A 26,432-nucleotide genomic window follows, 5' to 3' on the forward strand; every position below is an offset into this window, starting at 1 on the left:
GGTGCGGTCAGGTGGGCTGGCCGGTGTACGACCAGGTGTCGTCGAACGTCCGGTACGGCACGGGCGGGACCGGCGCCAACTCCTGGGCCGTGTCGACGTGGTAGGGCTGGTTGAAGCTGACCGGGCGCGACGGAGGCGTCATGCCCTCCATGAGCCGGCCGGGTTCGGGGAAGTAGGGCGGCCGGTGGATCGAGGACTCGACCCAGCTCTGGTGATAGGGGGTGCGGAAAGTGGTGTAGATGTGGAAGTGCCAGAACTTCCACGCACCGCCCTCCTTGACGAAGTCGATGCCGTAGCGGCCCCACGACCAGTGGGCGATGGGCAGGCTGTCCGGCCTGGGAAAGGTCTCGTGGCCGGGCGAGATCCACACGCCCTTGGCGGTCCGGCCGTCCTCGGCGATCTCGACGACAGGGGTGGTGGCGGCGTGTTCCGTCATCAGTCCCGGCATGTCGGCCGGCGGGGCTCCGTCGACGTAGCAGCCCTTGACGGTCTCCGCGCCCTCGAAGACGCCCCAGTCCTCGGGCTCGAAGGTCAAGCCGGGCGCGTCCTTGGCGAAGAGTTTCTCGAACTCCTCGCCGTTGCGCCCGGCGGCGTGGAGGTATTCGTGCATGCCCATGAGGTTGTGGATCTCGTGGATGTCCTCCAGGCGTCGCAGCCGCCTGTCGAAGTCGTCCTGGTCCTGTGCCATGTGGGGTCCTTTACAGGGGCGGGAGGTCGTCGAGGGTGCGGTACGGCTCCGGGGGCCTGGGGTCGTACGTCGTCACGCGGGTGACGGTGTAGTCGTTGAGGGGCGCGGTGGGCGGCCGGTCGGACGTCGTGGTCAGCGGTGGCGGCGGCTGTCGGCGCAGCGAGCTCTCGGGCCAGCTGCTGCCGTAGGCGGTACGGAAGCGCGGCACGACCCGCAGGCGCAGGATCCGCCAGACACCGTTCTCCCCGTCGTCCTCGGCCTCCTCATGGACGAAGTCGACGGCGTAGTGCACCCACGCCCAGCCGGCCTCGGGCCGCCCCGCGTCCGGGTTGAAGCCCGTCTGCGCGGCCAGCACCATCCACACGCCGCGAGCCGAGCCGCCGTCGTCGGCGACGTGGACGACCGGCGTCGTGAACGCGCCCTCCAGCAGCATCCCGGCCCGGTCGTCCTGGATGTCCAGCTCCGGGTACGCGGCCCGCATGCCCTCCCCGTTGCGGCGGGCCATCTCCAGTAGCGGCCCGACCAGCGCGGCGCGGGCGCCGTCCAGCCCCTCGTACACACCCCAGTCGGCCAGCTCGACCGTCACGCCGGGGGTGTGGCGGGCAAAGGTGTTGATGAGGTCGTCGTAGTGGCCGGCCGCGTTGAAGAAGGCGTGTCGGCCGATGAGGTTGTGGATCTCGTGCACCGCCCTGATCCGGTGCAGCCGCTGGGCCCTGGTCGGGGTCGTGTGGGTCCCGGTCGGTGTCGTCACCTCAGGCCTCCTTCGAAGGGTCGGTCTTCGGCGGGTCGGTGTAGCCGGTGGTCTCCTGCCAGGTCCCGTACGGTTCGGGCGGCGGAGGCTGGAGGACGGGGACCACGTCGAGCGCGTACGGCTGGTTGAAGGTCACCGCACGGTCCACCACGGGCATGCCGGGAACGACCTCTCCCTTCTTCGGGAGGTGGGCGGGGCGGTTGACCGAGGAATCGACCCAGTCCTGGTCGTACGGGGTGCGGAAGGTGGTGTAGACGTGGAGGTGCCGGATCCGCCACTCGCCGTTCTCCTTGACGAAGTCGACGCCGTAGCGGCCCCAGGACCAGTGAGCGGCGGGCAGGCCCTCCGGCACGGGGAAGGTCTCGTGGCCCGGGGAGATCCACACCCCCTTGGCGGTCAGGCCGTCACCGGCCACCTCGATGACGGGCGTCGTCAGCGTGTGCTCGATGAGGAGGCCCGGGGTGCCGGCGGGGAACGGGTTCTTCTCCACGTACGCGTTCCAGATGTGGTCCCAGCCGTCCCACACGCCCCAGTCCTCGGCCTCGAAGGAGACGTCGGGGGCGTCCGTCGCCCAGCACTCCAGGAGTTCGCGGTCGTTGAGGCCGGCCGAGTGCAGGTAGGCGCGCCGGCCCATGAGGTTGTGGATCGCCTGGACGCCCTCCAGGCGCTGGAGTTGCCTCTCCAGATCCGGCGTGACGGTGTCGGGTGTGGGTGTGTCGTGGTCGTCCAACTCTGCTCGTCCCTTGTGGTCGCGGTTCGTGGTCGGAGTTGTCGTGGTGAGGGCGCGGCTCGGCCGTTGGGCAGGCGGGCGGGCGCCCTGCGCTGCTCGGGGCGGGTGTCGTTGTCGCGGGGCAGCTCGCCGGCGGCTTGTCACCAGCCCGGTCACCTCCGGCGAGTCACCGGTCCTGCCATCAGCCCCGTCACCGGCGAGGGGGCAGCCGGGACGCCGTGGCCGACAAGCGCGCGGGCGGCGGTGACCGTCGCCGGCGGAGACGGGGGCGAGGGCGGAGGCGAAGGGGTGCGGTGATGCCGTGTCAGGCGTGACGCGCGAGGCCGCGGACCGGCCCCGGGCGGTGTCCGTTTCTCAGCAACGTACGGGCGTTGGGCGCCGCATGGGCGGGACGGCACGGCCGGCCCGTGTGCATCACCGTGGAAGCCTTCTTGCAGCCGGTCGGCGTGGGCATCGAGCCGCCGAGAGCGGTCATGGACGGTCCCGCGTCATGGCGGCGGCCGTCGGTGAAGGAAACGGGCCGCCGCGCGGCATCCGACGGAAGCGGCGCCCACCGCACGGCGAGCGTGGCGCCGCGGCGGCCCGGCTCGGACGTGATGGTGGTCATGCGCGTTCCTTCGGCTCTGGAGACCCCGCTCACCGCATCGGCCACGGGCCGGTGCGAGCGGGGCCGCGTAGGCGGCTCCGGTGTCGTCACAGTAGCGAGCGCTGTGCGCTGCCGGAAGCGGCCGGAAATCGCGTCGCGGCATGGATGGCATGTGACATGAATATGTGCCGTACGACCCCTTGTGCGGCGTCCGGGGATGGGGCAGGCCCCGCTCACAGCCGCCGCGTGGCGCGCCGTGCCTCCCCGCCCGCATCGACGCCGCCATATTTCCGTAGTGATTCCGCGGGTGACGGTCGTCGGTCGGCTTTCCGGTTTCCCGGGGCTGTTCACGAACTGTCGGGTGCGTGACCCAGGCCCTGCGTATATCCGGATCGGGAGAGGGACCCTCGATAACGGCGCCCCTCAGCAGGTCCGGAGCATGTGGTGAGCGAGCGCACATCGCGTACGTTGACGCCCACGTGGTCGAGCCGGGCGGTCACGGCGACTCAGCCCGCCATCGCGCTGTCGCCGCCGTCGACCATGAGGTTGGCGCCGTTGACGAAGGCCGCCTCGTCGGAGCAGAGGAAGGCGGCGGCCCGTGCGATGTCCTCGGGCTGGCCCACGCGCCCGACCGGGATGCGCGCCTCCAGCTGCGCCTTGGGCCCGTCCGGATCGTCGAGGAAGGGTGCGGTGGCAGCGGTGCGGGTCATGCCGGGGGCGATGGTGTTGACGCGGATGCGGTGCGGGGCGCCGGCCGCGCACAGGTGCATGCTCATCGCCAACACCCCGCCCTTGGCGGCCCCGTGGGGCACCATCGGCATGAACGGTGCGCCTCGTACGGCGGCCACGGAGGCGACGTTGAGAACGGCCCCGCCGCCACGCGCGATCAGGTGCGGCCAGGCGGCCTGGGTACAGAAGTAGGGGATGTCCAGCTCGTTCTTGATGGTGAAGTACCAGTCCTCGGCGGGCATGGTCTCGAACGGGCCGTTCCGCAGTGCGGAGGCGTTGTTGTAGAGGATGTCGATCCCGCCGAGGGCCGCGATCCCGGCCTCGATCCACTCCCGGGCACCGTCCTCGGTCGACAGGTCGACGGGGGCGAGGGACTTCATGACTCCCCCGGCCTTCTCCACCATTTCGACCGTTTCCGCAGCGGCATCGAAATCGATGTCACAGCCGAACACAGAAGCCCCTTCCCCGGCGAATACCTGGGCCGCCGCTCGCCCTATTCCAGCCCCCGTACCGCTGATGAACGCGATTTTCCCGACCAGTCGACCCATGTTTGCCTGCCCCTTTTTCCAGTGCCTCCGGAATGCGGTGCTGGAAGCGTAGGTACGCCCTGTGGCGAGAAACAAGAATTCGTGCCCTCCAGGCACATCGCGGCTTCGGATGGCTGGTATGACCGCGACAGCCGCCGCGTCGGCCGCACCGGCTGGGGCGCAGCCGGACAACCACGCCAGAACCGGGCCCTTCACCCGTCCGGTTCATGAGCGCTGCACCCCGGCCCCTGGACCACCGGGCCCCTCCCCCGGGGCGGCGGCCCGCGACCCTCTGGATGACGCCCTGCCCGGACGCCGCTGTCGAGCAGTCGCGGGCGCTTCTCGCCGACCAACGCGAGCAGGACGTCCTGAACGAGGTCGTCGCCCGCCTCTCCCCGCCCAGGACGTTACGGCGAGGTCGCTACGGCGCGGCCGTCCTCAGGCCGTCGCGAAGCGGGTGAGGACGGCGTCGGGGCGGACGCCGGGCAGGGCGCTGCGGAAGATGCGGTAGTAACCGAGCTCCTCTTTGCTGCGCAGCTCCGGCATGTCGTCCCGCGCCACGGCCGTGTCGAACTCCCGGTCCGTGATGCGACTGTTCCACAGGGGGGCGAGCAGACTCTGTGCGCCGCTGCCTGTGCCGAACTGCTCCTTGCGGCGCCACAGCAGGTGCTCCGGCAGCCAGCCGGCGAAGGCGCGGCGCAGATGCCCCTTCTCCATGCCGTCCTCCCCGAGCGCCTTCAGCTCCGCCGGCAGGGACATGGCGTGGGCCATGACGTCGTGGTCGAGGAAGGGGACGCGGGCCTCCAGGCCGTGGGCCATGGTGAGGCGGTCGCAGCGCTGGAGGTTGAGGCCGTGCAGCGCGTCCACGGTGCGCCGGAGTTCGGCGTCCAGATGCCCGGGGGCGCCGTGCTGGTCGTGGTAGTAGCCGTAGCCGGCGAACAGCTCGTCCGCGCCTTCGCCGGTGAGGACCGCCTTGACGTGCCGCGAGGCCAGTTCGGACAGGAACCAGTTGGGGACGGCGCTGCGGATGAGGCTGGCGTCGAAGGACTCCACGCACATGACCACGTCGTCGAGCACCGCGCGCGCCGCGCCGGCGTCGAGGAGCGCCTCGTGGTGCTCGGTGCCCACGAACGCGGCGGCCTCCCGCGCCGCGAGCAGGTCGGGGGAGTCCTCGGTACCGACGGCGAACGTCTTCAGCCGTTGCCCCTGACGGGCGTACGCGTCGGCGGCGACGGCGGCGACGAGGCTGGAGTCGAGGCCGCCGGAGAGGAACACGCCGACCTCGACATCCGCCATCAGGTGCCGGCGAACGGAGTCGGAGACGCAATCGAACGTGGCCTTCTCGACGGCCTCCTGCGGTACCCCGCTCCAGTCCTTGGGCGCGCTGTGCGCGGGGACCGCGTGAGCGAAGCGGTGCAGGCCGTCCTGTGGTGTCCACCAGCAGCCGGGCGGGAAGATCTCGGCGCACGGCTGCACCGCGGGGTCGAAGGCGCGCAGCTCGGAGGCGAAGTGCACGGCCGTGTCCGTACGCGCCCAGTAGAGCGGCTTGATGCCGACGGCGTCGCGGGCGGCGACAAACCGGCCCCCGGGCGTGGCCGCGCACAGGGCCCACATGCCACGGAGCCGGTGCAGGCCCTGCGGGCCGTCGGTGCGCAGGAGAGCCAGGGCGGCCTCGGAGTCGGAGGAGGAGGAGCCGAAGGCGGCGGGCAGTTCGTCGCGCAGCTCCTGGTGGTTGTAGATCTCGCCGTTGCACACGAGCAACCAGTCGTCGTCGCCGTTGGTGCCGCCGAGGGGCTGGTGTCCGCCGTCGAGGTCGACGATGGACAGCCGGCGGTGGCCGAGCCAGGTGTGGCGGCCGACCGTACGGGTCCCGCTGTCGTCGGGGCCGCGGTGGGCCAGCCGGTCGAGCATCTCCTCCGCCGCCGCGTCGGCGCATTCGGTGTCGATGTCTGCTGCATTGCTGTGTATGGCTGCGATTCCGCACATGCCATCGACCTTAGGACGGTACCGTGCGATGAGAACAATGAGGGTTGCTCTATACGCACGGCCGTGTAGCAGTGTGGTGGCATGACGAGTGAGAACCTGAGCAGTGTCCACCGCGCGCTGGACGTGCTGCGCGTCCTCGGGCAGGGCCCGATGGGCGTCCAGGAGGTGGCCGACGCGGTGGGCCGGGAGAAGACACAGGTGTCCCGCACCCTGAAGGTCCTGGCGCAGGAGGGATTCGTCGAGCGGGACCCGCGCAGTCTGCGTTACCGCATCGGCTGGCAGGTCCTCGCGCTGGCCACGTCGGCGGGAGAGGACCGGCTGCACCGCGAGGCGCCGCCCGTGCTGCGCGAGCTGGTGCACCGGGTCGGCGAGCCCGCGTACCTGACGGTGCTGTCCGGGCACGGCGCGATGACCGTACTGACGGAGCGAACCTCTCGCGGGCTCCAGGCGCACGAGTGGGTCGGCCGTACGTCGCCACTGAACTGCACCTCCGCCGGCCGCGCCCTGCTGTTCGGACTGCCCGACGAACAGGTCGAGGCGCTCCTGGCCACCGACGGGGCCGCCCGGCTTCCGGGCACGGATGCGGCGCCCCGGGACGCACCGGCCGTCCTCGAACGCCTGCGCGCGGAGCGGACGCGCGGTTACGCGGTGGCCGTCGAGGAGTCGGAGCCGGGTCTCCTCGCGGTCGCCGTCCCCGTACACGACCACCGGGGCGACGTCATCGCCGCGGTCAACGTCTCCGCACCGGTGTTCCGGTTGCCACCGGAGGCCCTGCCCCAGGTGGTGGAGGCCGTGACCGCCGCAGCGCACCGCCTCTCGTCCCTCCTCAACGGGTCAGAGCCGTCCCCTGCCTGACGCAACGTCGTCGCCAGGCCGGTGACGGCGCCTGGATGCGGCGTGGAAGCAGTCGGCCGAGCGCGCCCGCGGCCTGCGCAGGAACCGCCACCGTGGCATGCCGAAGGCACGCCCAGCACGCCCTCACCGGTCTGGCCGGCGACATCACCCGCATCGCCGACCGGATCACCGAACCAAGCCCGCACTCGGCGGGTGCTCAGCCGCTTCCACGCCCTCCGCACCGCCACCGGCCGGCCCTCACAAGATCGCTGACAGAGTCACGACGTCGGCCCGTAGGGGCGTTCAACCGTTCGGTTGAACGCGGCCTCCACCTTCTGCCCGCACATCGCTCCGTACGGACGACGCGAAGTCCCGTTCGGCGACAGCAGAATGACCATTGCCCCTGGCGCCGGGCCCCGCACGACCATCCCGATCAGAGAGGTCCCCCAGCATGTCGAGCTTCCTCAGCAGACGACGAGTCCTTGCCACCGGCGCCGGCGCGGCCCTCGGCCTCGGTGCGTTCGGTGCCACCGCGCTCCCGGCCTCGGGTTCTCCTGCCGCCTCCCGGCGGGCCGGCGTGGCCGAGGAGACCAGGACGCTCGACGAGCTGTACCAGGCCGCTCTCGCGGAAGGCGGCAAGCTCGTCATCTATGCCGGCGGCGACACGCCCGACCAGCAGGACGGCACCAAGGCGGCCTTCCTCAAGCGCTTCCCGGACATCGATCTGACGCTGATCGTCGACTACAGCAAGTACCACGACGTCCGGGTCGACAACCAGTTCGCGACCGACACGCTCGTCCCCGACGTCGTGCAACTGCAGACCCTGCAGGACTTCACCCGCTGGAAGCAGCAGGACCGCCTGCTCGCCTACAAGCCCGCCGGGTTCTCGGAGGTGTACGACGCCTTCAAGGATCCGCAGGGCGCGTGGGTCGGCGTCCAGGCGGTCGCGTTCAGCTTCATGTACGGCGTCGCCTCGGCCGGTTCGGATGCTCCGCGCACCCCGCTCGACTTCGTCGACCCGAAGTGGAAGGGGAAGATCGCCTCGTCGTACCCGCACGACGACGACGCGGTGCTCTACCTCTACACGCTGTACGCGCAGAAGTACGGCTGGGACTGGGTGGCGAAGCTCGCCACCCAGGACGTGCGGTTCGCCCGGGGCGCCAACTCGCCGGGGGACGCGGTCTTCGCCGGGGAGAAGGCGATCGGTATCGCTGCGGCGGGCTCACTGACCATGCCGTCGTCGTCTCCCGCGAAGTTCGTCCTCCCGGACGGCCACCCGTTCATGGCCTGGGGCCAGCCCGCCGCGATCCTCAAGCAGGCCAAGAACCCGACGGCCGCAAAGCTCTACCTCAACTGGGCGGTCTCCCCCGCCACACAGCAGGCGTCCTTCAACGGCTGGTCGGTGCGCACCGACAGCGTTCTCCCGGCAGGTCTGAAGCCGATCTGGGAGTACCCGAACGCGAACATCGACGGCTTTCCGCCCTTCATGGCCGACCGTGCCGCGGTCGAGCGCTGGAAGCAGACCTTCGCCCTGTACTTCGGCGAGGTCCAGGGCGCCCCGACGCCGGGCTCGCTCGGCCTGCACCCCGGGGCCTGACGACCAGCAGGGCTGCCGGTCCACACTCCCCCGGCGGGACCGGCGGCCTCGCTCCTCACATGACCCATACAGGCGGCGGCTAGACTCCGACGCCTGTCCGTGTCGTGTGGGTCAATCCGTCCTGGGGGCCTGTCGTGTCCGACCACAACCCCGTTCACGTACCGCCGTCGGCCTTCGGCAGTCGCTTCGTCCTCAAGGTCTTCCCGCACTGCGTGTTCTTCGTCGTCGTCGGTACGGCACTGGTCCGGCTCGTCGACCTCCGCAGCCCGCGGTGCTGGTACATCGTGGCCGCCAGCGGGCTGCTGGCCGTGGCGTACGCGGCGGGCCCGGCGGTGTGGAGCAGGGTCGGCACGCTCGCCCGGCACATCTGGGTCGCGGGCATGCTCCTGCTGTGGGTGGTCCTCGTCGTCATCGTTCCGCCGCCCCTGAACGCCACGTACGTCTGGTGTGCCGTGCCCCTCGCGTGCGCGGCACTGTGCGCTCTCGGTCCACGTTCGGGCGGGACGGCCGTGGCTGCGATCACCGTCGCTCTGGTCGGTCAACTGGCCAGGACCGCCGGGCATTTCGATCCCGAGACGGTGTTGATCCCCGTGGCGGCCGTGTGGGGCACAGTGGCCCTCTACCGGACGCAACAGCGGGATGCGACGGAACGGCAGCGCCTTGTCGAGGAACTGCGCGGCACGCGTGAAGTCCTGGCGGAGCAGCAGCGCCGGGCCGGTGTGGTGGAGGAACGCGCGCGCATCGCACGGGACCTGCACGACTCGCTCGCCCAGGAACTCGCCGGCAGCCTGATGCTGCTGCAGGCGGCCGAGCGGGACTGGGAGCAGCGGCCGGACGTCGCGCGCACCCGGGTGCGCGCGGTCGCCGACGGTCTGGACGCGGGCCTTGACGAGACCCGGCGCATCATCGGGGACCTGACTCCGTCCGCGGTGGCCGAGGCCGGCCTCGAAGGATCCCTGCGCCTGCTGTGCACGCGTGCCCAGGCGGACGGAACGGCCACGCGGGTGCAGTTCCGCTCGGTGGGAGACCACCACCCCGCGCTGGACCAGCAGGCCGCCACCTTGTTCCGCGTGGCCCAGAGCCTGCTGGCGAACGTACGTGAACACGCGCATGCCATGAACGTGCTGGTCACGCTGCGCCGTCACACGGACCGGGTCGAACTCGAAGTGTGCGACGACGGCGTCGGTCTCGCCCCCGCCGGGATGGTCACGGCCTCCCGGCCGGGCCGGGGCTTCGGCCTTCCCTCGGTCAGGGCGCGGCTTCGCGAGTACGGCGGTGATCTCGATGTCGGCGGTGCGCCGGGCGGGGGCACCCAGGTCCGGGCCGCCCTTCCCGCCCGCCCGCGGGCCGACCAGGTCGTGCCTGTGCCCTCGGCGACCGCACGATGACCAGCGCCGCGCTGCGTCTGCTGATCGCGGACGATCACTCGGTAGTCCGGGCCGGGCTGCGGGCGCTGCTGGAAGGCGAGGCGGACCTCGAAGTGATCGCAGAGGCGGGCAGCGGCGAGGACGCCGTCGCTCTCGCTCTGACACTGGCACCGGATCTCGTTCTGATGGACCTGCGGTTCGGGGGCACGACTCACGGCATCGACGGCATCGAAGCCGTCCGCCGGCTGGCCGCCGAGGCCACGGGCATCCCCGTGGTGATGCTGACCAGCTACTCCGGGCGCGCCGACGTCGTCAGAGCGCTGGAGGCCGGCGCACGCGGCTACGTGTTCAAGGCGGGTCCGCCCGAGGAACTCTTCCGGGCCGTGCGCAGCGCCTGCGCCGGCGGCATGGGCCTCGCGCCCGGGATAGTCAGTGACCTCTTCGGTCAAGTGGAGGCCCCCCGGCCGGACTTGACGCAGCGTGAGAGAGAAGTCGTCCGGTTGATGGCCGACGGCCACGGCAACCGCGCGATCGCGGAGATCTTGTTCCTGAGCGAGGCGACCGTCAAGACGCACCTCGTGCGCATCTACCGGAAGCTGGGCGTCGAGAACAGGGCCGCGGCGGTCTCGGAGGCCGTCCGCAGCGGCCTGCTGGAACTCACCGCCGACGGGTGAGTCCCGTCTTCTTCTTCGGTTCCTCTCCGGCCCGGATCAGGGGCACGCGTCAACTCCGCCAGTTCGTCGTCCCGCAAGACCCGTCTGTCGGACGTCACGGTTGTGGCAGTCGGACGGTGAACACGGAGCCGAGGCCCGGAGTGCTGGCCACCGAGACGGACCCGTCGTGGGCCTCCGTCAGCTTGCGGACGATGGCCAGCCCGAGGCCGCTTCCGCCGGTCTGCCGGTTGCGGGACTTGTCCGCTCGCCAGAAACGGTCGAAGACGTGGTCCAGGTCCGCCGGATCGATCCCGGTCCCGGAGTCGGCGACCTCCACGACCAGGTCGCCGCCCTCCCTGCGGGACCGCAGGACGACGGAGCCGCCGTCCGGCGTGTGCCTGACCGCGTTGGACACGAGGTTGCCGATCACCTGGCGCAGCCGTACCCGGTCGGCGTGGGCCTCCAGTTTTCCGGCGGCCTCGATCCGCAGCCCGACGCCGGCCAGGTCGGCGGTACCGCGGTAGGCCGCCGTCACCTGTTCGAGCAGGTCACCGACGTGCAGCGGTTCACGGTGCAGCACGAGGTTGCCCGCGTCGGCGGCCGCGAGATCGCGCAGATCGTCGATGACGTGCTGCAGCAGTACCGCCTCGTCCAGGAGGAGTGCCAGCAGTTCCGGGTTCGCCGGGGTGAGACCGTCCTGGGCCGCCTCCAGCCAGCTGCGGATGTTGGTCAGCGGGGTGCGCAGCTCGTGCGCCACGTCGTTGACCATCGACCTGCGTTGCTGTTCGAGCTCCTGTCTGCGCTCGGCGAGGTCGTTGAACGCCGCGGAGAGAAGGCCGATCTCGTCGTTGGCCGTCACCGGGACCCGTACGGCCTCGCCGGCGGGGTGCTGGGCCGCCTGGATCAGGACGCGCAGCGGACGGACCAGCCGTCGGCCCACGAGTGTGGTCACGGTGGCGGCGACGGCGAGGACGAGCGCCGCGGCCCCGACGATCCGCAGGATGTTCCCCGTGGACAGCCGCAGGCCCGAGGTCTCCGGACTGCTGCGGTCACCGACGAACAGCAGCACCGGGGGCGACACGTAGGCCCGGAGTTGCTGGCGCCGGGCCTCGTTGACGCACTCCTGGGCCGCGCGGTCCGAGGTCTCGGGACCGGTCGCGTCGGGGTAGCTCCAGGAGAAGTCCGCGAGGACGTCGAGCCCCGCTCGGCCCTGCTGCTTCATGCACTTCGTGGCGAGGTCGCTCACCTGCGACAGCGCCAGCGTCTCCGACGGCAGGGGTATCGCCAGAGTGACGGGATCGCATGTCTTGCTCCCCGTCCGGCCGGGGGCGGGGCGGTCCGGCCGGATCTCGGGGCGCCCGCTGGGCAGCGTGGTGATCCTGGCGTCGATTCCGTTCGCGCGCAGGCACTGGGCGATCGTGTCGGCCGTTCGCCGCAGTTGCTCCCGGTCCTTCGCCTCCAGGAGGTACGGGCCCACGACGCGCGGATCGATCGTGCCGGCGTCGGACAGGACCGGGTCGAGCCGCAGCGGGTCGACCTGTGCGGTCGGCCGGTACGGCAGCTGGATCGCCTTCTCGGAACCGGCGATGCGCGTGCGTGCCTGTGTGGTTGTGGTCACCGTGACCGCCCTCCCGGATCGCGCCGCGAGGTCGCCGACCAGTTCCTGCACTCCGACCCAGTCGGAGTGCGTCGCCGCGTAGCCGATCAGGGCGTCGTAGATGCGGGTGTCGTCCTCCAGGGACTCCCCCTGTTGCGTGCGGATCGCCCGCGTCGTGGTCGTGACGGCGAGCCAGGTCGTGGCGGCCACCGCACAGACGGCGACCAGCAGCGAGGCGGTGAGCAGGCGGGTGAACAGGCTGCCGCGCAGCGGGACCCTAGCGCGGGCCACGCCGCTCATTCCGGTCCTCCACGGCGGTGGGTCCCGGGGCCAGCTTGTAGCCGACCCCGTGGACGGTGACCAGGTACGCGGGGCGGCGCGGGTCGGGCTCCAGTTTCTTGCGCAGGTTCATCACGTACATGTCGATCGTGCGGTCCGTCGGCGCGGTGTCCCAGCCCCGGGTGCGTTCCAGAAGCTGCCTGCGGGTGAAGACCCGGCCGGGTTCGGCGGCCATGGTCGCCAGGACCGTGAACTCCCCGCGCGTGCACGTGACCTGGCGGCCCGAGGCGTCCAGCACCTCGTGCCGGAGAGGGTCCACCGTGAGGGGACCCACCCGCAGCACGCCGTCGTCCGCCGACTCCACGCGCTCCACCCGCCGCAGCAGCGTACGGATCCTGGCCATCAGCTCGCGCGGGCTGTAGGGCTTGGTCATGTAGTCGTCGGCGCCGAGGTCGAGGCCGAGCAGCAGGTCGTTCTCGTCGGACCGCGCGGTCAGCATCAACACCGGTACGGCCGACTCGCCGCGCAGGATCCGGCACACGTCGAGGCCGTCGACCTTCGGCAGCATCACGTCCAGCACCAGCAGGTCGGGCCGCAGCCGTCGCGCGGCGTCGATCGCCGCCCGTCCGTCGTGCACGACCACCGCGCTGTGCCCCTCCGACTCCAGGTACATGCGCAGTACCTGCGCCTGTCTGACGTCGTCCTCGGCAACCAGGATCCGTGCGCTCATGACGGTGACTTTAGGTCGGGCGTCCAGCCGGGCCCGCCCCGCTGACAATCTCGATACATCTCCCTGAAACCGCTCTGATTCCGGTCCGGCATCGTCGGCTCCGTTCGCAGAGGAGTGCTTCTTCCTCCTCCGGCCGCCGGGTGCGTCCCGCTCCCGGCGGCCCGTATCGATCGGGAGTCATCACCCATGATCCGAGTCACCCGGCACGCCGCCGCAGCCCGCGCCGTGCCGACTCCTGGCCGGCGCGCCCCGCGGCGCCCCGCACGCCTCGTCGTCGACCTGTTCCGCCGCGCCTCGGAGTCACGCCGGTGACCGGCGGCGACCCGGAGCCCGTGCCCACCACGGCCGGCGCGGCCCCGCGGGGGCGCCGACGACGCGTCCGGATCGCGCTGGCCGTCGTAGCGGTGGCGCTGGCGGGAACGGGCGTCGCCGTGGCGGTGCCATGGAACTCCGGGGCCGGTGCGGCGCGTTCCACGTCCGAGCCGTCGGCGCGGACGGTCAAGGTGGTGCGTACCGACCTGACCGACACCCAGTCCCTCGACGGCACGCTCGGCTACGGCACCCCGCGGACGGTCAAGGGGACCGGCGAAGGCACGGTAACGTGGCTGGCGCCGAGCGGCAGCACGGTCTCCCGGGGCAAGCCGCTGTACGGCGTCGACGACCTGCCTGTGCCGGTCTTCTACGGCACCGTCCCGCTGTACCGGCGGCTGACGACCCCGAACACGGTGGGCCGCGACGTCCGCGTGATCGTCGACAACCTGCGGGCCCTGGGCTACGACATCGGCAGTCAGCCCACGCCGGGGCAGACCGTCACCGTCACGGCTTCGACGACCGACACGGCGCGGTCGGACTCGGACTCGGACTCGGACGCGAGCACATCTGGCGGCGGCAAACAGGCTACGTCTTCGTCCAGCCCGTCCCCGTCCGCGTCCCCGTCCGGATCCGCATCCTCAACCTCGCAGTCGGCCTCCACGACCAGCCAGGTACAGGTGCGGTCCGGCGACGGCGTACTCACCGCTGCCCTGATCAGCGCGATCGAGCGCTGGCAGGCCGCTCGCGGCGTGCCCGTCACCGGTGTGATCGAGACCGGCGACGTGGCGGTGCTCAGCGGAGCGGTCCGGGTGGAAGGCGCCGTCGTCCAGGTCGGCGACCCTGTCGCCGGGTCCCTGCTGCGGGTCACCACCACCGCCAAGGCCGTGACCGTCCAGGTGGACGCCACCCAGGTCGGCGCCGTCAAGCGCGGAGACCCGGTGACGGTACGGCTCCCGGACGACACCACGGCCGCCGGCAAGGTGGCCAGCATCGGCACCGCGGTCGAGACATCGGACGACCAGGACGACGGCTCGGCACAGAAGGTGACCATCACGGTCACGTTCATCGACCCCGGGAAGGTGAAGAAGTTCGACTCGGCGCAGGTCTCGGTCGTGTTCGACTCCGAGACCCACACCGGGGTGCTCGCGGTACCGATCACCGCGCTGCTCGGGCTACGCGGAGGCGGCTACGGACTGCAGCTCACCGACGGGCGGTTCGTCGCCGTGCAGACCGGCCTGTTCTCCAAGGGGATGGTCGAGGTCAGCGGTGCCGGGATCGCCGAGGGCGTCCGGGTGGTGACCGCGTCATGACGGCAGTGCTGTCGGTCCGGGACGCGGTGGTCGAGTATCCCGGCGGGGTCAAGGCACTCGCCGGGGTGTCCCTGGACATCCGGGACGGCGAACTCCTGGCCATCGTCGGACCGTCGGGTTCGGGCAAGTCCACCTTGCTGCACGTCATGGGCACCCTGGACCGGCCGACCAGCGGCAGCGTCGTGATCGCCGGTCACGACGTCACCACCCTGCCGGACCGGCAACTGTCCGCGCTGCGCGGGCGCTGGCTCGGCTTTGTCTTCCAGCAGTTCCACCTCTCCGACGGCCTGACCGCCACCGAGAACGTGGCCACCGGCCTGCTCCACGCCGGGGTGCCGAGGAAGCGCCGAGGGCCCCTGGCCGTCGCGGCGCTGCGACGGGTCGGCCTGGCCCACCGCGCCGACCACCAGCCGCACCAGCTCTCCGGCGGCGAACGGCAGCGGGTGGCCATCGCACGGGCGCTCGTCCACGAACCCGCGCTCGTCCTCGCCGACGAGCCGACCGGCGCGCTGGACACCGGGAACGGGCGCGCCGTACTCGAACTGCTCACCCGGCTCAACGAGGAGGGAACCACCATCGCGATCATCACCCACGACCGCGACATCGCCGCCCGGCTGCCGCGACAAGTGGAGATCCAGGACGGGCTCGTCGTCGCCGACAGGTCCGCGGCCGACAACGTCGCAGCCGACAGGGTCGCGACATGAGGGCAGCCCCGTGGCACCGGCCCACGGCCGCACGGCACGGGTCCGCGACGCCGTGGCACCGGCCCGTCCGGCTCTCACCGTCCGACCTGCTCCGCCTCGGCCTGATCGGCATCCGGACCCGGCGGATGCGGGCGGCGCTGTCCGCGCTCGGCATCTCCATCGGCATCGCCACGATGATCGTGGTCACCGGGATACCGGCCTCCAGCCAGCGGGCGCTCAACGCCGAACTGACCGCGCTGGGGACCGACCGGCTCCAGGCGATCGCGGACGCGAATGCCGCCGAGCAGGGGGAGCCGGCCTCGTTCCCGCCCGAGTCGGTCGCGATGGTCGCCCGAGTCGGCCCCGTGCAGGCCGTGACCGCGGTGGCCAACACCCATACGGTGGTCCGGCGCTCCGACCGGATCGGTGAGCTGGACCTGTCCGGCCTGACGGTACTGGCCGCCCGGCCGAACCTGCTCGACGTGATCAACGCGAAGGTCCGCTCGGGCCGGTACCTCACCGCGGCCACCGACCGGTTCCCCACCGCCGTTCTCGGCTCGGTCGCGGCGGCCCGCCTGGGCTACCGCGACCTGCGCCCCGGCGAACCGCCGCCCCTCGTACTGATCGGCGACCGGTGGTTCAGCGTCATCGGGATTCTGCGCACCACACCGCTGACTCCGGACATCGACCGGTCCGTCCTGGTCGGCTGGGAGGCCGCGCACAGCCAACTCGGATTCGACCGCAGGCCGACACAGCTGTTCATCCAGGCGCACGAGGCGGCGATCGAGGACGTGGACGCGGTGCTTCCCGCCACCATCAGCCCGCAGTCCCCGAGCATGGTCCTGGTCAGCCGGCCGTCGGACGCCCTGGCCGCGAAGCGGTCCGCCGAGGCCACGTTCTCGGGGCTGTTCGTCGGCCTGGCCGGACTCGCCCTGCTGGTCGGCGGCATCGGCGTCGCCAACACCATGGTGATCTCCGTGCTCGAACGCCGCCGCGAGATCGGACTGCGCCGCGCCCTGGGCGCCAACCGGGGGCAGATCCGCGGCCAGTTCCTCACCGAGTCGATCGCGCTGTCCGGCCTCGGTGGTCTCACCGGGATCATCGTCGGGGTCCTCGCGACCGTGGGCTACGCGACCTACAAGAACTGGCCGCCGGTGATCCCGCTCAACGCGGTGACCGGCGGACTGTGCGGCGCCGTACTCATCGGCGTCATCGCGGGCGTGTACCCGGCCGTCCGGGCGTCCCGACTGTCCCCGACGGCGGCGCTGGCCACCACCTGAAGACCCACCGGCACACCGGCACACCACTGGAGATGATCGTTCCAATGCGTACATTCATCGCGCCCCGCCCGGCGCATTTCGTCCGCTGTCTCACAGCGGCCACCGCTCTGGCCTCGTTGGGGCTCCTCACGGCCTGCGGCGGAGGATCCAAGCCCGCCGAGGACGCCGCGGACAACGGCGTCGCGAGCGTGGCCACGCCCAGCGGTGCACCGTCTCAGACAGCGGTGCAGGTCGAACGGCCCCTCATACGGCCCGACACGACGGAGGAGGAGGAATGGCGGCTGGGGCAGGTGTACCAGGACTGCCAGGCCCAGCACGGCCTGGCGAAGTACATGCTCAAGAACGATGACGGCAGCTGGAAGGGGTACAAGGGCGGGAACGACGAGTTGTACAAGGCCGCGCTGAAGGCATGCGCGTCCAAAGAGCCGGAAACCCTGCCCGACCGGGTCTCCAAGGAGGATCCCAACTGGAAGGACAAGTACCGGCAGTGGATCAGCTGCATGCAGTCCCACGGCATCGCCGCGGAACCCACGTGGGACTCTCCCGGCTACTATGCCTTGGCCCATGCCCGCTTTCCGACGGCGAGCCAGGAGAAGTGGGTCAAGAAGTGCGAGGCCGACGCGTACGTCGCGAAATAGCCGACCACAGGCCGTCGAGAGCGCCCATGCCGCCACCTGGTGTGCCAGGTGGCGGCAACCGCCGCTCCGCCGGCCCTGGAAGGACCGGATCGGGGTCAGTTGAAAGGGTCGAGGGTGATGTACGCCTGCTGCGGGTTGCTGTCGTTGACCAGCGACTCGTAGTTGCCGACATCGTCGAAGGCGAAGGCGTACGCCTTGCCGTCGGCCATCTGGGCGTGGATCTTGCGGGCGTAGTGGTTGGTGACGACGTCCTGGTAGAAGCCGGAGCGGGCCCTGACGATGACGGCACCCGGCACCTCGCAGGACGACCGCTACATCCAGTCGGCGCGCACGGACGGGACCGCCTACGACCGGACCTACCTGACGACCGACGCGCTGCGCTCCCTGCGCTCGCTCGCCTTCACTGTGGGCCCGCGGCCTTCGGAGTGGGGGACGTCCGCACAGGCCGCGCCACCTGCGCTGAGGTGATCGGACGCCTCATGAGTCCCGCCCCTCTCGGAGGGGCGGGACGTCGGGCCAGGCGTGGCCGGGCCCCTCCGATACTCGGCCGGCGGTGCCGCTCCGTCAGTCCGCCGACCCGCTCGACGAACGCGTCCGGCGGGAACAGCTTCTCCGGTCGCAGAAGCACCGGCGCACCCGGGCCGGACTACGACACCGCGCAGGCCCAACGGCCGCTCGCTCAACGTGTATTGGTACGTATGACCTACAAGGGTCCTCCAGCGCCGCCGTGCGCGGGCCGCTTGTTCCATGGCGTGTCCGACTGCGAAGAGTGGGCCCAAGCGGTCAGGTTGCCCGATGAGCTGCAGCCCGAGCGGGTCAGTGGCTGGAGCCTTCGACCTCGATCTCGGTGCGGTCGCCGGACCACAGGGTATGGAACGTGCCTTCCTTGTCTGTGCGCCGGTAGGTGTGGGCGCCGAAGAAGTCGCGCTGTCCCTGGATGAGCGCTGCGGGGAGCCGCTCGGCGGCCAGTGAGTCGAAGTAGCCGAGTGCAGAACTGAAGCCCGGGACCGGCACCCCGGAGAGTGCGGCAGTAGCGACGATGCGACGCCAGGCGGCCTCTCCCTCGGCGACGGCCTGTGCGAAGTACGGTGCTTCGAGCAGCGTGGCGATGTCTGGATTCTCGGTGTACGCCTCCGCTATACGGTCGAGGAAGCGCGCACGGATGATGCAGCCGCCGCGCCAGATCTTGGCGATCCTGTCCTTGTGGATGTTCCAGCCGTACTTCTCGGCGCCGGCGACGATGGCGTCGAAGCCCTGCGCGTAGGAGACGACCTTTGAAGCGTAGAGGGCCTTGGCGACGTCCTCCGCGAAGGCGGAGCCGGCCTTCTGTACTTCCGGGCGGGAGGTGACCAGCCGTCGCACCGCCGCGCGCTGCGCCGGCTTGGAGGAGACGGCACGGGCGAACACGGCTTCGGCGATGCCGCCCACCGGGATGCCGAGATCGAGGGCGTTCTGCACGGTCCACACACCGGTGCCCTTGGAGCCGGCCTGGTCCAGCACGACATCCACGAACGGCTCTTTGGTGGTGGCGTCGACCTGGCGCAGGATTTCTGCGGTGATCTCGATCAGGTAGGACTCGAGCGGGCCCTTGTCCCACTCGGCGAAGATGTCGGCGATGGCCCGCGGCTGGAGACCGCCCACCGTCCGCAGGAGGTCGTACGCCTCGCCGATCAACTGCATGTCGGCGTACTCGATGCCGTTGTGGATCATCTTGACGAAGTGACCGGCGCCGTCGGTGCCCACGTGCGTGACACAGGGCTCTCCCTCGGCGACCGCGGCGATCGATGCGAGGATCGGCCCGAGGGTCCGGAAGGACTCCTCCGAGCCGCCCGGCATGATCGACGGGCCGTTGAGCGCGCCCTCCTCGCCGCCGGAGACGCCGACGCCGACGAAGTGGATGCCGGTGGGAGCCATCCGCTGCTCACGGGCGATGGAGTCCTGGAAATTCGCGTTGCCGCCGTCGACGATGATGTCGCCGGGCTCGAAGCGCTCGGCGAGCTGGTCGACGACCGCGTCCGTGCCCGCTCCTGCCTGCACCATGATGATCGCGGTACGCGGCCTCGCCAGTGACGCGACGAACTCGTCGATCGACGCGGCGGCGATGAAGCCCGCCTCAGGGTGCCCGTTGACGAGTTCTTCGGTACGAGCGTGAGTGCGGTTGTAGACGACGACGGTGTTGCCCTCGCGGGAAGCGAGGTTGCGCGCCAGGTTCGATCCCATCACCGCCAGCCCGACGACGCCTATGTTTGCCGCTGCGCTGGTGTTCATCTGGACCTCTTTCGATCAGAGGGGACGGGCGAGCCCGTACGAGTCGTCAGTATCAGAACGTGAGGAGCACTTTGCCCGAGACCGAAGCGTCGGCGGCGACGGCGAAGGCCTTCAGTGCATCGTCGACCGGGAAGGTGTGGGTGATGACCGGGCCGACTGCCAGGGATCCGTCGGCCATGCATGCGATGACCTGGTCGATCTCGTCGTTGAACCGGAATGAGCCGACCAGGCGCAGCTCTCTGGTGATGGCGTGCGCGATCGGCACGGGCTGGTCGCCGCCCGGCAGGAGGCCGACCATGACCACCGTTCCGCCCCGGGTGGCACCGGTGATGGCGGAGGCGAGACCGCGGTGGTTGCCAGAGGACTCGATCACGACATCGGCGTCCACGGAGGCGATGCCTTCGGCGTCACCGGCGTGGAGCGTCCGCGTTGCTCCGACCGCGGTTGCGATGTCGAGAGGCTTCGCGTGCAGGTCGACAGCCACGATCTCGGAGGCGCCCTTTCGCGCCGCCACCGCGACGGCGAGAGCGCCGATGGGCCCGCTGCCGACGACCAGGACACGCTTGCCTCGCAGGTCGCCCGCCTGTGACACGGCGTGCCAGGCGACGGCGGCCGGCTCGGCCAGGGCCGCGATGCGCAGGTCGAGTCCGGCGGGCAGTTCGCGCAGCATCGCCGAGGGAAGCACGATCTCGCGGGCGAAGGCGCCCTCGGTGTGGGGGAACCGCGCGGCCGAGCCGAGGTAGCGCACACCCGGGGAGAGGTTGGGCCGGTCGTGGGGGAAGCGGACGTCGGTGTCCTCGCGCGTCGCCGGGTGGACCGCGACCCGGGCGCCTGCGGCCGGTCCGGTTCCGTCGGCCGCCGCCCGTACGACGGTTCCGACCACCTCGTGTCCGAGGACCATCGGCGCCCGCAGGACGGATTGCCCTACGGCGCCGTGGCGCCAGTAGTGCAGGTCGGAGCCGCAGATGCCGCCGTAGGCGACGGCGACGACCGCCTCGCCGGGCTCGGGAGAGCGTACGGCGACACGCTCGATTCGGACGTCGTCGGCGCCGTGGGCGACGACCGCGGTGGTGGTGCTGGGGGTCATGGACGTTCCCTTCTCAGACGACGACCGTCATGCCACCGTCGACGAAGATGATCTGGCCGTTGACGTAGTCGGATGCGTTGGACGCGAGCCACACTGTGGGGCCGACCACGTCGGTCACCGTTCCCCAGCGCCGGGCGGGGGTGCGGCCGAGGATCCATGCGTTGAACTCGTCGTCGTCCACGAGGTTCTGCGTCATCTCCGTGTGGATGTATCCGGGCGCGATTCCGTTGATCTGCAGTCCTTCGCCTGCCCATTCCGCTGTCATGGCCCGGGTGAGGTTGCGTAGGGCGCCCTTGGCCGCCGTGTAGGGGCCGATGGTCGGGCGGGCGAGGTCGGTCTGGACCGAGCAGATGTTGATGATCTTGCCGGTGCGGCGCGGCAGCATCCGGCGGGCGACATGGCGGCCCACGACGAAGGCGCCGGTGAGGTCGGTGTCGACGACCCGCCGCCAGTCGTCGAGGCTCACCTCGACGAGGGGTTCGCGGTGCTGGACGCCGGCGTTGTTCACCAGGATGTCGATGGCGCCGACTTCGGACTCGATCGACGCGATGGCCTCCGCCACGGCGTCCTCGTCGACAATGTCGAACGCGTGTGCCGCGACACGGTGGGCGCCGAACCGGCGGGCGAGTGCCGTGCGTGTTGCTTCGAGGCGGCCCGGGTCGATGCCGTTGAGAACAAGGGTGGCCCCGGCGTCCGCGAGTCCCGTGGCGATGCCGAGTCCGATGCCGCGGCTCGATCCGGTGACCAGGGCGACTTTGCCGGTGAGGTCGAAAGGGGAGGTCATGTGCGTGGCTGTCTTCCTGGTCAGTAGAACTCGACGGTGTTCACGCGGTTGATCAGGCTCTGTCCGTCGAGGAGACGGGTGGCGTTGGCGGCGAAGAGTTCGGCGATGAGGCGGTCCTCCGCCGTGTCGAGCGCGGCGGTGTGCGGACTCAGCAGCACGCGGGCGTGATCCCAGAGCGGGCTGTGGGCCGGCAGCGGTTCGGTCTCGAAGACGTCCAGCGCGGCGAAGCCGATACGGCCGGAGTCGAGTGCGTCGACCAGGGCGGCCTCGTCGACGACGCTGCCGCGGCCGACGTTGACGAGGGCTGCGCCGGGCCGGACGGCGTCGAAGAACCGCTTGCCGAGGAGGTGCTCGGTCGCCTCGGTACCGGGGAGCGTGTTCACGACCGCGTCCACGGTGGGGGCCACCTCGGTGATGCGGTCGGGATGCACCACGGTGGAGACACCGGGGACGCCGACGTTCCTCCTGCTCGTGCCGATGACCGTCGCGCCCAGCGCGTGGAGTGCTGCGGCGACTGACCGGCCGATTCCGCCGAGGCCGAGCACCATAACAGTCTGCTGGTTCACCTGCCCCATCGTCCAGCGGCCGCTCCACTCGTGGTTGCGCTGCTGGCGGGTCAGGCGGGGCAGGTCCTTGGCTGCCGCGAGCACGCCGAAGACGGCGAACTCGGCGAGCGGACGTCCGTGTACTCCGGCCGAGGTGGTGAAGAGGACTCGGTCGAGTTCGTCGGTGCGCAGCCCTGCGGCCTTGACCTGGCCGCCTCCGCCGGCGGCCATGGTGTGCACCCAGCGCAGGCGGGGGTTGGCCCGGACGGCTCGCGCCAGGGCGGCCGGGTCCACGTCGGGAATGCCGTACAGGGCGTCGGCCGCGTCGAGGGCGGCTTCGTAGGCGCGCTGCTGCTGGGGGGTGCGCTGCCAGGCCGGGTCGCCGGCGAAGTCGGCGGGCCAGCGCATCGGCGGGAGCAGGGAGCGGTCGACGACGAGGTCGATCCGCGGTTCCAGCTCCTGGATGCGCGCGCAGTTCTCCTCGGACAGCGGTGCGGCGACGGCCACGCGGAGGCGGCCCGGCACCCGGTCCTGGCCGGTCATCGGGCGGCCTTGGTCCGCAGCGCCTCGACCTCGGCGTCGAGGGCTGCCTCGCGGGCGACGATTTCCTCGACGGCCTTGAGTGCTTCGTCGGCGCGGTGCGGCGGGATGACGATGACGCCGTCCCCGTCGGCCGCGACGATGTCGCCGGGGTTCACCACGACGCCGCCAATGGCGACGGGTTCGCCGATCGTGCCCGGGCCGTTCTTGAACGGGCCGGCAGGCGTGAGCCCGCGGGCGAAGACCGGTACGCGGAGTTGTTCGATGATCGCGGCGTCGCGTACGTATCCGTCGACGACCGCGCCGGCGGCGCCGTACACGGCGAATCGCTGGGCGAGGTTGTCGCCGATGATCGCGCGGCCGTCGTAGCCGAATGCGTTGATGACGAGGATGTCTCCGGGGCGGATGTGCTCGAGCGCGGCGATCACGGCCTTGTTGTCGCCCGCGACGGTCAGGACCGGAAGCGCCCTGCCGACGGCCCTGGCACCGCTCCAGACGGGTGAGATGCCCCCGTCGACGATGTTCAGGCGGTCGAGGGCGTCACCGAGGTTGGCAACGGAGTGGGTACGGAACCGATCGAGCACTGTCTCGTCGACGCGTTCCCATGCGGTGTTCACGCGCACGTTGTCCTGGGTCATAGCGGTCTCCCTGAGGGTGGGTGTGGAGAGGAAGGCACGGAGGGCATCCGGCATCGGCCGCCGCGGGGAGGCGTGTCCGGCTTGCTCCTGTTCACCGGCCGAAGCAGGAGGAGCCGAGGCCCCCTACCGTGCGCGGTGTCCGCGCGGGTCTGCCGAGGGGGGGTCGGCGCGGCGCACCGTTACGGCGGGACATGGCCGTGGGAGCGAGCGCCGTGGCGCGTTGATCGCCCGTACTTCCGCGTGAACGGTTCGACAGGGTCCTGGTACTGGCCTGCCCGATCAGTCGTGTATATCCCGGCGAGGTCGGCCGTCGCAGACGGCAAGCTCCCGCGGCGTTCCGGCGGACGGGACGCATACCGCGTCGTTCCGCCTCCGGCCCGCGCTTCAGCCGCCGGTACGGGTCTCACATGCGGCAGCCCGGCAGCGGCGACGCCGGAGCTCTGGTGGTGGGGCCATGGGCCATCCCGTCCTGTCTAGAAAAACGAGAAATCTTTCGCGTTTCGCGAGAGCCAGTGTGCATGCATCCGTGCCGCAAGACAAGGGGCGGCATGCGAGGCGCCGACCGGGACGGGGCGGCAGCCTTGCGAAGCGGTCGACACGACGAGGGACACGATCGCCACCGCATCACGGCCCAGTGCGACGTACCCATCGGTTTCACCGACGGACGCTCGGTGGACCTGGGCTTCGCGGTCAACGCCGTCTTCGACGCTCCTGCCGATCATCGGCAGGAGCTGGAGGATGCTGTCAGACCCGGCGGCTAACCTGAGCGGCAGTTCAGGGGAGGCTGGGGGACGTCGTGTATGAGGACACTCTGCTGCGCCAGCTGTGGACCCGCTGGCTGGGGCGGCCAGGTCTGGACTGGCTGATCGTCCTGGTGATCACCGGGACGCATCTGGGCGCCGTGTTGATCACCGGTGGTGGGGATGTGCTCGCCTGACCGGGACGCGAACAACGGATCACTGTCCACACCGGGATCGCCACGGTCGCAGCCCTCGTCGGCAGTTTCATTACCGCGGCCATCGCCCAGTACGCCTCCTCCGCTGGCGTGCGCATGCAGACATTGCGTACCCATCCCAGGCAAGGAGCCCAGTTCCGGCGCAACTGGGTCGGCATCCTCGGTGCGACGCTGGTCGTCTCGGGGCTCTGTCTGCTGACTGCGATCCTGGACACCACAGAGAAAGACCCCGGCGCCGTGCACTGGCTGGCGGAGGCCGCACTTCTTCTGGGTGCGGTTCGTGCGATACGACCGGTGTGGTTGTTCGGCCGTGTCATCGCGGCAGCGGACGTGGACCTCGCTGACGCGCCGACGGCACCGCCCTCGGCGCCGGTGAGACGGCCAGGATCGCAGGTCGAGACGAGAGGCCGCCACCTTCGATCCAGCCCCCAGGCGAGCTACCACTGAAGCAGCCGATCACAGTGCGCGCCCTAATCCTTGCCCTCCCCACCCCTCAGGGATGACACGACCAGGCGCCGACTTCGGAGAACGGTTCGTCCTCACGGGCTCGGGATGAGCGGCTCGCATCTCGTCGATGCCCTCCGCGATCTCGCTCTCGCTGAAGGTGGAGAGAAGGGACATGTAACGGGCGCGCACCATGCCGAAGTACCTGTCCCGGTCGATGCACAGCTCATGCTCGACGTAGCTGAGACCGGCTTCCAGCCCGGCCGCACGCAGGTGGCCCTTGATGAGGGCCGGGTCCGGCTGCACGGTCGCCGTCCTCGGCGCCGGACCCATCGGTCTGCTGGTCCTCGCCGCCGCCCGGCACGCGGGCGCCGCGAAGATCGCCGTCACCGACCTGCTGCCGGGCAAGCGGGACCGCGCCGGCGCCTCGGTGCCGACGCGGCCCTGCCCCGCCGACGCCACCGACCTCCCCGAGCGGGTCCAGGAGGCGCTCGGCGTTGGCCAGTAGGTGGCTCAGGAGCCGGTACTCGGCGGGGTGAGGCCGAGTTGTCTGGGCCCGCGCCGGGCCTGGCACGTGACGTCGTCCAGGACCAGGTCTCCGTAGCAGGGCACCCCTTCCCGTTCGGGGCTCCGGCCGCGCATGAGGATCTGGGCCCTGGCCAGGACTTCGGCGATCCGGACAGGCTTGGTGACGTAGCCCTCCCCGCCCAGGCCGAGTCCTGGCACGAGGCAGTGGAGGGAGTCGCAGGTGGCCAGGAAGAGAAGCGGGGGGCGGTCCACAGGGGCGACGCGGCCGTCCCAGACGGAGCTGGGCAGGTGCGGCAGCGCGGCATCCCAGACCACCAGCTCGAACCGGAGCTGAGCGAGCCGGATCATCCCCCTCGGTACTGGTGCCCGCCGTGCCGACTCGATACCCCGCCAACTCCAGTGCGCCGGTGAGGAGTTCGGTTACCCCGGGATCGGGGTCGACGACCAGGACATGTCGCCCGCCACCACGAGGCGGTGACGGCTTCTCACTGGTGATGATGTTCCTGCGCATGGCAAGACCATTCGGGTAGGGCTTACGCGTCACGACTGAACGGCAGCCCAGGGGCTCGGCCCCGGCCTGAAGAGACCGCCCGCACAAATTCTCCGCTTCGCCGTCAGGCAGAGGGCCGGACGTCGATGTTGACCTCGGCGTGCGCGACGAAGTCATCGACAAGCCGGTGGAAGAGCACGGAGAGCTGCACCAAGTCCTCGGGCGACCAGTCCGCCAGAGCCATCTCCATGCCCCGGCGGCGCACCTCCTGAATGCGCTCGACCGCGGCCAGACCGGCCTGAGTGAGCTGAACTCGCTGGGCCCGCCGGTCGTCCGGATCCGGGGCGCGAACCACGTAACCGGCCCTCTCCAGCTGCCGCAGCTGCCGGGTGATGTGGGATGCCTCCACTGACAGCCGGGCCGCCAGCACTCCGGGACGCAGTGGCTCGCTCTCGGCGATGTACCGCAGGATCGCCGCGGCGGCCCGATCCAGTGACAGGCCGGATTCGGCCATCAGGCGCTCGTGCTGGCGGGCCCGGCCGGCCAGATAGGTGATGCGGGTGAGGGCGCGCTCGATCTCGGTCATAGCCGTCGGGACGGGTGCCGCCGTGGGGTGCGGTGTGGACATGCGGCCACCGTAAAGGTGCTTGCCTGAGTTAAGCAAGTCAAAAAGTTGCTTGACTCAGGCAAGGCAATCTGCTTGCCTAACTCAAGCAAGCCCGAATGGGTGCCGTGTCACGTCCCGCGCTGACCATCCGAGTCCTACCACCGGTTGTAGGACTGCAGACCGGGGCCGCTTGAGCGGAAACGGCCCCGCCGCGCCGAACCCGTGGGGACGGGGAACGGCGCGGTCCCGGGCCCGGCGGCCGGACACCT

The 26,432-nt window shown here is 70.7% G+C and carries 26 protein-coding genes and 2 pseudogenes; 12 read left to right on the forward strand and 16 right to left on the reverse strand.

What is annotated here, in order from left to right; all coding sequences use genetic code 11:
• Positions 1-7 precede the first annotated feature (7 nt).
• The 6 genes from ACGFZQ_RS43495 to asnB form a co-directional block, all read right to left on the reverse strand.
• Positions 8-688, reverse strand: coding sequence for a nuclear transport factor 2 family protein (locus ACGFZQ_RS43495; RefSeq protein WP_393845086.1), 681 nt, complete (start codon positions 686-688; stop codon positions 8-10).
• A 10-nt stretch (positions 689-698) separates the two neighbouring features.
• Entirely contained in the window at positions 699-1,439 is a 741-nt protein-coding gene (locus tag ACGFZQ_RS43500) for a nuclear transport factor 2 family protein (RefSeq protein ID WP_393845087.1), read from the reverse strand.
• A gap of 1 nt (position 1,440) precedes the next feature.
• Positions 1,441-2,169 (reverse strand): nuclear transport factor 2 family protein, encoded by a 729-nt coding sequence (locus ACGFZQ_RS43505; protein ID WP_393845088.1) that lies wholly within the window; start codon positions 2,167-2,169, stop codon positions 1,441-1,443.
• A gap of 304 nt (positions 2,170-2,473) precedes the next feature.
• Positions 2,474-2,776, reverse strand: coding sequence for a hypothetical protein (locus ACGFZQ_RS43510; protein ID WP_393845089.1), 303 nt, complete (start codon positions 2,774-2,776; stop codon positions 2,474-2,476).
• A gap of 485 nt (positions 2,777-3,261) precedes the next feature.
• A complete protein-coding gene (locus tag ACGFZQ_RS43515; RefSeq protein ID WP_393845090.1) occupies positions 3,262-4,032 on the reverse strand; it encodes an SDR family NAD(P)-dependent oxidoreductase in 771 nt (256 codons plus the stop codon).
• Positions 4,033-4,449: 417 nt separating this feature from the next.
• On the reverse strand, positions 4,450-5,997 hold the full coding sequence (gene asnB, locus ACGFZQ_RS43520; RefSeq protein WP_393845091.1) for an asparagine synthase (glutamine-hydrolyzing): 1,548 nt from the start codon (positions 5,995-5,997) through the stop codon (positions 4,450-4,452).
• An 81-nt stretch (positions 5,998-6,078) separates the two neighbouring features.
• On the opposite strand from asnB, the gene ACGFZQ_RS43525 reads away from it, so the two are divergent.
• From ACGFZQ_RS43525 to ACGFZQ_RS43540, 4 genes are all read left to right on the forward strand, one after another.
• The gene (locus ACGFZQ_RS43525) at positions 6,079-6,852 is read left to right on the forward strand and encodes an IclR family transcriptional regulator (protein WP_393845092.1); all 774 of its coding nucleotides are present in this window, start codon (positions 6,079-6,081) and stop codon (positions 6,850-6,852) included.
• A gap of 430 nt (positions 6,853-7,282) precedes the next feature.
• Positions 7,283-8,428 (forward strand): ABC transporter substrate-binding protein, encoded by a 1,146-nt coding sequence (locus ACGFZQ_RS43530; protein WP_393845093.1) that lies wholly within the window; start codon positions 7,283-7,285, stop codon positions 8,426-8,428.
• 134 nt (positions 8,429-8,562) lie between these two features.
• On the forward strand, positions 8,563-9,816 hold the full coding sequence (locus ACGFZQ_RS43535; protein ID WP_393845094.1) for a sensor histidine kinase: 1,254 nt from the start codon (positions 8,563-8,565) through the stop codon (positions 9,814-9,816).
• A complete protein-coding gene (locus ACGFZQ_RS43540; RefSeq protein ID WP_393845095.1) occupies positions 9,813-10,469 on the forward strand; it encodes a response regulator in 657 nt (218 codons plus the stop codon). The genes ACGFZQ_RS43535 and ACGFZQ_RS43540 overlap by 4 nt, the downstream gene beginning before the upstream one ends.
• Positions 10,470-10,563: 94 nt before the next feature.
• Here the strand turns inward: ACGFZQ_RS43540 and ACGFZQ_RS43545 are convergent, their stop codons facing one another.
• Together ACGFZQ_RS43545 and ACGFZQ_RS43550 are read right to left on the reverse strand one after the other, a co-directional pair.
• Positions 10,564-12,345, reverse strand: a complete 1,782-nt coding sequence (locus ACGFZQ_RS43545; protein ID WP_393845096.1) for a sensor histidine kinase — start codon at positions 12,343-12,345, stop codon at positions 10,564-10,566.
• The gene (locus tag ACGFZQ_RS43550; RefSeq protein WP_393845097.1) at positions 12,323-13,054 is read right to left on the reverse strand and encodes a response regulator; all 732 of its coding nucleotides are present in this window, start codon (positions 13,052-13,054) and stop codon (positions 12,323-12,325) included. The genes ACGFZQ_RS43545 and ACGFZQ_RS43550 overlap by 23 nt, the downstream gene beginning before the upstream one ends.
• A 186-nt stretch (positions 13,055-13,240) precedes the next feature.
• Here ACGFZQ_RS43550 and ACGFZQ_RS43555 point away from each other — a divergent pair, with 186 nt between their 5' ends.
• The 5 genes from ACGFZQ_RS43555 to ACGFZQ_RS43575 are packed head-to-tail and all read left to right on the forward strand — an operon-like array spanning position 13,241 to position 17,277.
• Positions 13,241-13,366, forward strand: coding sequence for a hypothetical protein (locus ACGFZQ_RS43555; protein ID WP_393845098.1), 126 nt, complete (start codon positions 13,241-13,243; stop codon positions 13,364-13,366).
• Positions 13,363-14,676, forward strand: a complete 1,314-nt coding sequence (locus tag ACGFZQ_RS43560) for a hypothetical protein (protein WP_393845099.1) — start codon at positions 13,363-13,365, stop codon at positions 14,674-14,676. The genes ACGFZQ_RS43555 and ACGFZQ_RS43560 overlap by 4 nt, the downstream gene beginning before the upstream one ends.
• Positions 14,673-15,380, forward strand: coding sequence for an ABC transporter ATP-binding protein (locus tag ACGFZQ_RS43565; RefSeq protein WP_393845100.1), 708 nt, complete (start codon positions 14,673-14,675; stop codon positions 15,378-15,380). Before ACGFZQ_RS43560 ends, ACGFZQ_RS43565 begins: the two co-directional genes overlap by 4 nt.
• A complete protein-coding gene (locus ACGFZQ_RS43570; RefSeq protein ID WP_393845101.1) occupies positions 15,377-16,639 on the forward strand; it encodes an ABC transporter permease in 1,263 nt (420 codons plus the stop codon). Before ACGFZQ_RS43565 ends, ACGFZQ_RS43570 begins: the two co-directional genes overlap by 4 nt.
• 44 nt (positions 16,640-16,683) lie before the next feature.
• Positions 16,684-17,277, forward strand: coding sequence for a hypothetical protein (locus tag ACGFZQ_RS43575; RefSeq protein WP_393845102.1), 594 nt, complete (start codon positions 16,684-16,686; stop codon positions 17,275-17,277).
• A gap of 95 nt (positions 17,278-17,372) precedes the next feature.
• On the opposite strand, the pseudogene ACGFZQ_RS43580 reads toward ACGFZQ_RS43575, so the two are convergent.
• Positions 17,373-17,543, reverse strand: a pseudogene (locus ACGFZQ_RS43580) (beta-1,3-glucanase family protein); the annotation flags it as partial.
• Between ACGFZQ_RS43580 and ACGFZQ_RS43585 the strand changes: the two are divergent.
• Positions 17,539-17,745, forward strand: a pseudogene (locus ACGFZQ_RS43585) (hypothetical protein); the annotation flags it as partial. The pseudogenes ACGFZQ_RS43580 and ACGFZQ_RS43585 overlap by 5 nt on opposite strands.
• A 348-nt stretch (positions 17,746-18,093) precedes the next feature.
• Here the strand turns inward: ACGFZQ_RS43585 and gndA are convergent.
• From gndA to ACGFZQ_RS43610, 5 genes are read right to left on the reverse strand one after another with little or no spacing between them, the layout of a single operon-like run.
• Positions 18,094-19,545, reverse strand: a complete 1,452-nt coding sequence (gndA, locus tag ACGFZQ_RS43590; RefSeq protein ID WP_393845103.1) for an NADP-dependent phosphogluconate dehydrogenase — start codon at positions 19,543-19,545, stop codon at positions 18,094-18,096.
• Between the two features lie 52 nt (positions 19,546-19,597).
• The gene (locus tag ACGFZQ_RS43595) at positions 19,598-20,632 is read right to left on the reverse strand and encodes an L-idonate 5-dehydrogenase (protein WP_393845104.1); all 1,035 of its coding nucleotides are present in this window, start codon (positions 20,630-20,632) and stop codon (positions 19,598-19,600) included.
• Between the two features lie 13 nt (positions 20,633-20,645).
• On the reverse strand, positions 20,646-21,416 hold the full coding sequence (locus ACGFZQ_RS43600; RefSeq protein ID WP_393845105.1) for an SDR family oxidoreductase: 771 nt from the start codon (positions 21,414-21,416) through the stop codon (positions 20,646-20,648).
• A 20-nt stretch (positions 21,417-21,436) separates the two neighbouring features.
• Positions 21,437-22,504 (reverse strand): D-2-hydroxyacid dehydrogenase, encoded by a 1,068-nt coding sequence (locus ACGFZQ_RS43605; protein WP_393845106.1) that lies wholly within the window; start codon positions 22,502-22,504, stop codon positions 21,437-21,439.
• The gene (locus ACGFZQ_RS43610; protein ID WP_393845107.1) at positions 22,501-23,139 is read right to left on the reverse strand and encodes an RraA family protein; all 639 of its coding nucleotides are present in this window, start codon (positions 23,137-23,139) and stop codon (positions 22,501-22,503) included. Before ACGFZQ_RS43610 ends, ACGFZQ_RS43605 begins: the two co-directional genes overlap by 4 nt.
• Positions 23,140-23,935: 796 nt before the next feature.
• Between ACGFZQ_RS43610 and ACGFZQ_RS43615 the strand changes: the two genes are divergently transcribed.
• Positions 23,936-24,076, forward strand: coding sequence for a hypothetical protein (locus tag ACGFZQ_RS43615; RefSeq protein ID WP_393845108.1), 141 nt, complete (start codon positions 23,936-23,938; stop codon positions 24,074-24,076).
• A 745-nt stretch (positions 24,077-24,821) separates the two neighbouring features.
• Positions 24,822-25,046 carry a hypothetical protein gene (locus tag ACGFZQ_RS43620; protein WP_393845109.1) on the forward strand — a complete coding sequence of 75 codons (225 nt, stop codon included), beginning with the start codon at positions 24,822-24,824 and terminating at the stop codon, positions 25,044-25,046.
• A gap of 5 nt (positions 25,047-25,051) precedes the next feature.
• On the opposite strand, the gene ACGFZQ_RS43625 is transcribed toward ACGFZQ_RS43620, so the two are convergent.
• Both ACGFZQ_RS43625 and ACGFZQ_RS43630 read right to left on the reverse strand, forming a co-directional pair.
• Positions 25,052-25,414, reverse strand: coding sequence for a hypothetical protein (locus ACGFZQ_RS43625; protein ID WP_393845110.1), 363 nt, complete (start codon positions 25,412-25,414; stop codon positions 25,052-25,054).
• Positions 25,415-25,680: 266 nt separating this feature from the next.
• Positions 25,681-26,184 (reverse strand): MarR family winged helix-turn-helix transcriptional regulator, encoded by a 504-nt coding sequence (locus ACGFZQ_RS43630; protein WP_393845111.1) that lies wholly within the window; start codon positions 26,182-26,184, stop codon positions 25,681-25,683.
• Positions 26,185-26,432 lie beyond the last annotated feature (248 nt).

The organism is Streptomyces sp. NPDC048254 (assembly GCF_043201895.1).
In the GTDB taxonomy this organism is placed as follows: domain Bacteria; phylum Actinomycetota; class Actinomycetes; order Streptomycetales; family Streptomycetaceae; genus Streptomyces.

Coding starts and splice junctions, on each gene's coding strand:
- ACGFZQ_RS43495 (WP_393845086.1), bottom strand. CDS start 688: ATGGCACAGGACCAGGACGACTTCGACAGGCGGCTGCGACGCCTGGAG.
- ACGFZQ_RS43510 (WP_393845089.1), bottom strand. CDS start 2,776: ATGACCACCATCACGTCCGAGCCGGGCCGCCGCGGCGCCACGCTCGCC.
- ACGFZQ_RS43515 (WP_393845090.1), bottom strand. CDS start 4,032: ATGGGTCGACTGGTCGGGAAAATCGCGTTCATCAGCGGTACGGGGGCT.
- asnB (WP_393845091.1), bottom strand. CDS start 5,997: ATGTGCGGAATCGCAGCCATACACAGCAATGCAGCAGACATCGACACC.
- ACGFZQ_RS43525 (WP_393845092.1), top strand. CDS start 6,079: ATGACGAGTGAGAACCTGAGCAGTGTCCACCGCGCGCTGGACGTGCTG.
- ACGFZQ_RS43530 (WP_393845093.1), top strand. CDS start 7,283: ATGTCGAGCTTCCTCAGCAGACGACGAGTCCTTGCCACCGGCGCCGGC.
- ACGFZQ_RS43540 (WP_393845095.1), top strand. CDS start 9,813: ATGACCAGCGCCGCGCTGCGTCTGCTGATCGCGGACGATCACTCGGTA.
- ACGFZQ_RS43545 (WP_393845096.1), bottom strand. CDS start 12,345: ATGAGCGGCGTGGCCCGCGCTAGGGTCCCGCTGCGCGGCAGCCTGTTC.
- ACGFZQ_RS43550 (WP_393845097.1), bottom strand. CDS start 13,054: ATGAGCGCACGGATCCTGGTTGCCGAGGACGACGTCAGACAGGCGCAG.
- ACGFZQ_RS43555 (WP_393845098.1), top strand. CDS start 13,241: ATGATCCGAGTCACCCGGCACGCCGCCGCAGCCCGCGCCGTGCCGACT.
- ACGFZQ_RS43565 (WP_393845100.1), top strand. CDS start 14,673: ATGACGGCAGTGCTGTCGGTCCGGGACGCGGTGGTCGAGTATCCCGGC.
- ACGFZQ_RS43570 (WP_393845101.1), top strand. CDS start 15,377: ATGAGGGCAGCCCCGTGGCACCGGCCCACGGCCGCACGGCACGGGTCC.
- ACGFZQ_RS43575 (WP_393845102.1), top strand. CDS start 16,684: ATGCGTACATTCATCGCGCCCCGCCCGGCGCATTTCGTCCGCTGTCTC.
- gndA (WP_393845103.1), bottom strand. CDS start 19,545: ATGAACACCAGCGCAGCGGCAAACATAGGCGTCGTCGGGCTGGCGGTG.
- ACGFZQ_RS43595 (WP_393845104.1), bottom strand. CDS start 20,632: ATGACCCCCAGCACCACCACCGCGGTCGTCGCCCACGGCGCCGACGAC.
- ACGFZQ_RS43600 (WP_393845105.1), bottom strand. CDS start 21,416: ATGACCTCCCCTTTCGACCTCACCGGCAAAGTCGCCCTGGTCACCGGA.
- ACGFZQ_RS43605 (WP_393845106.1), bottom strand. CDS start 22,504: ATGACCGGCCAGGACCGGGTGCCGGGCCGCCTCCGCGTGGCCGTCGCC.
- ACGFZQ_RS43610 (WP_393845107.1), bottom strand. CDS start 23,139: ATGACCCAGGACAACGTGCGCGTGAACACCGCATGGGAACGCGTCGAC.
- ACGFZQ_RS43620 (WP_393845109.1), top strand. CDS start 24,822: ATGAGGGCCGGGTCCGGCTGCACGGTCGCCGTCCTCGGCGCCGGACCC.
- ACGFZQ_RS43625 (WP_393845110.1), bottom strand. CDS start 25,414: ATGATCCGGCTCGCTCAGCTCCGGTTCGAGCTGGTGGTCTGGGATGCC.
- ACGFZQ_RS43630 (WP_393845111.1), bottom strand. CDS start 26,184: ATGTCCACACCGCACCCCACGGCGGCACCCGTCCCGACGGCTATGACC.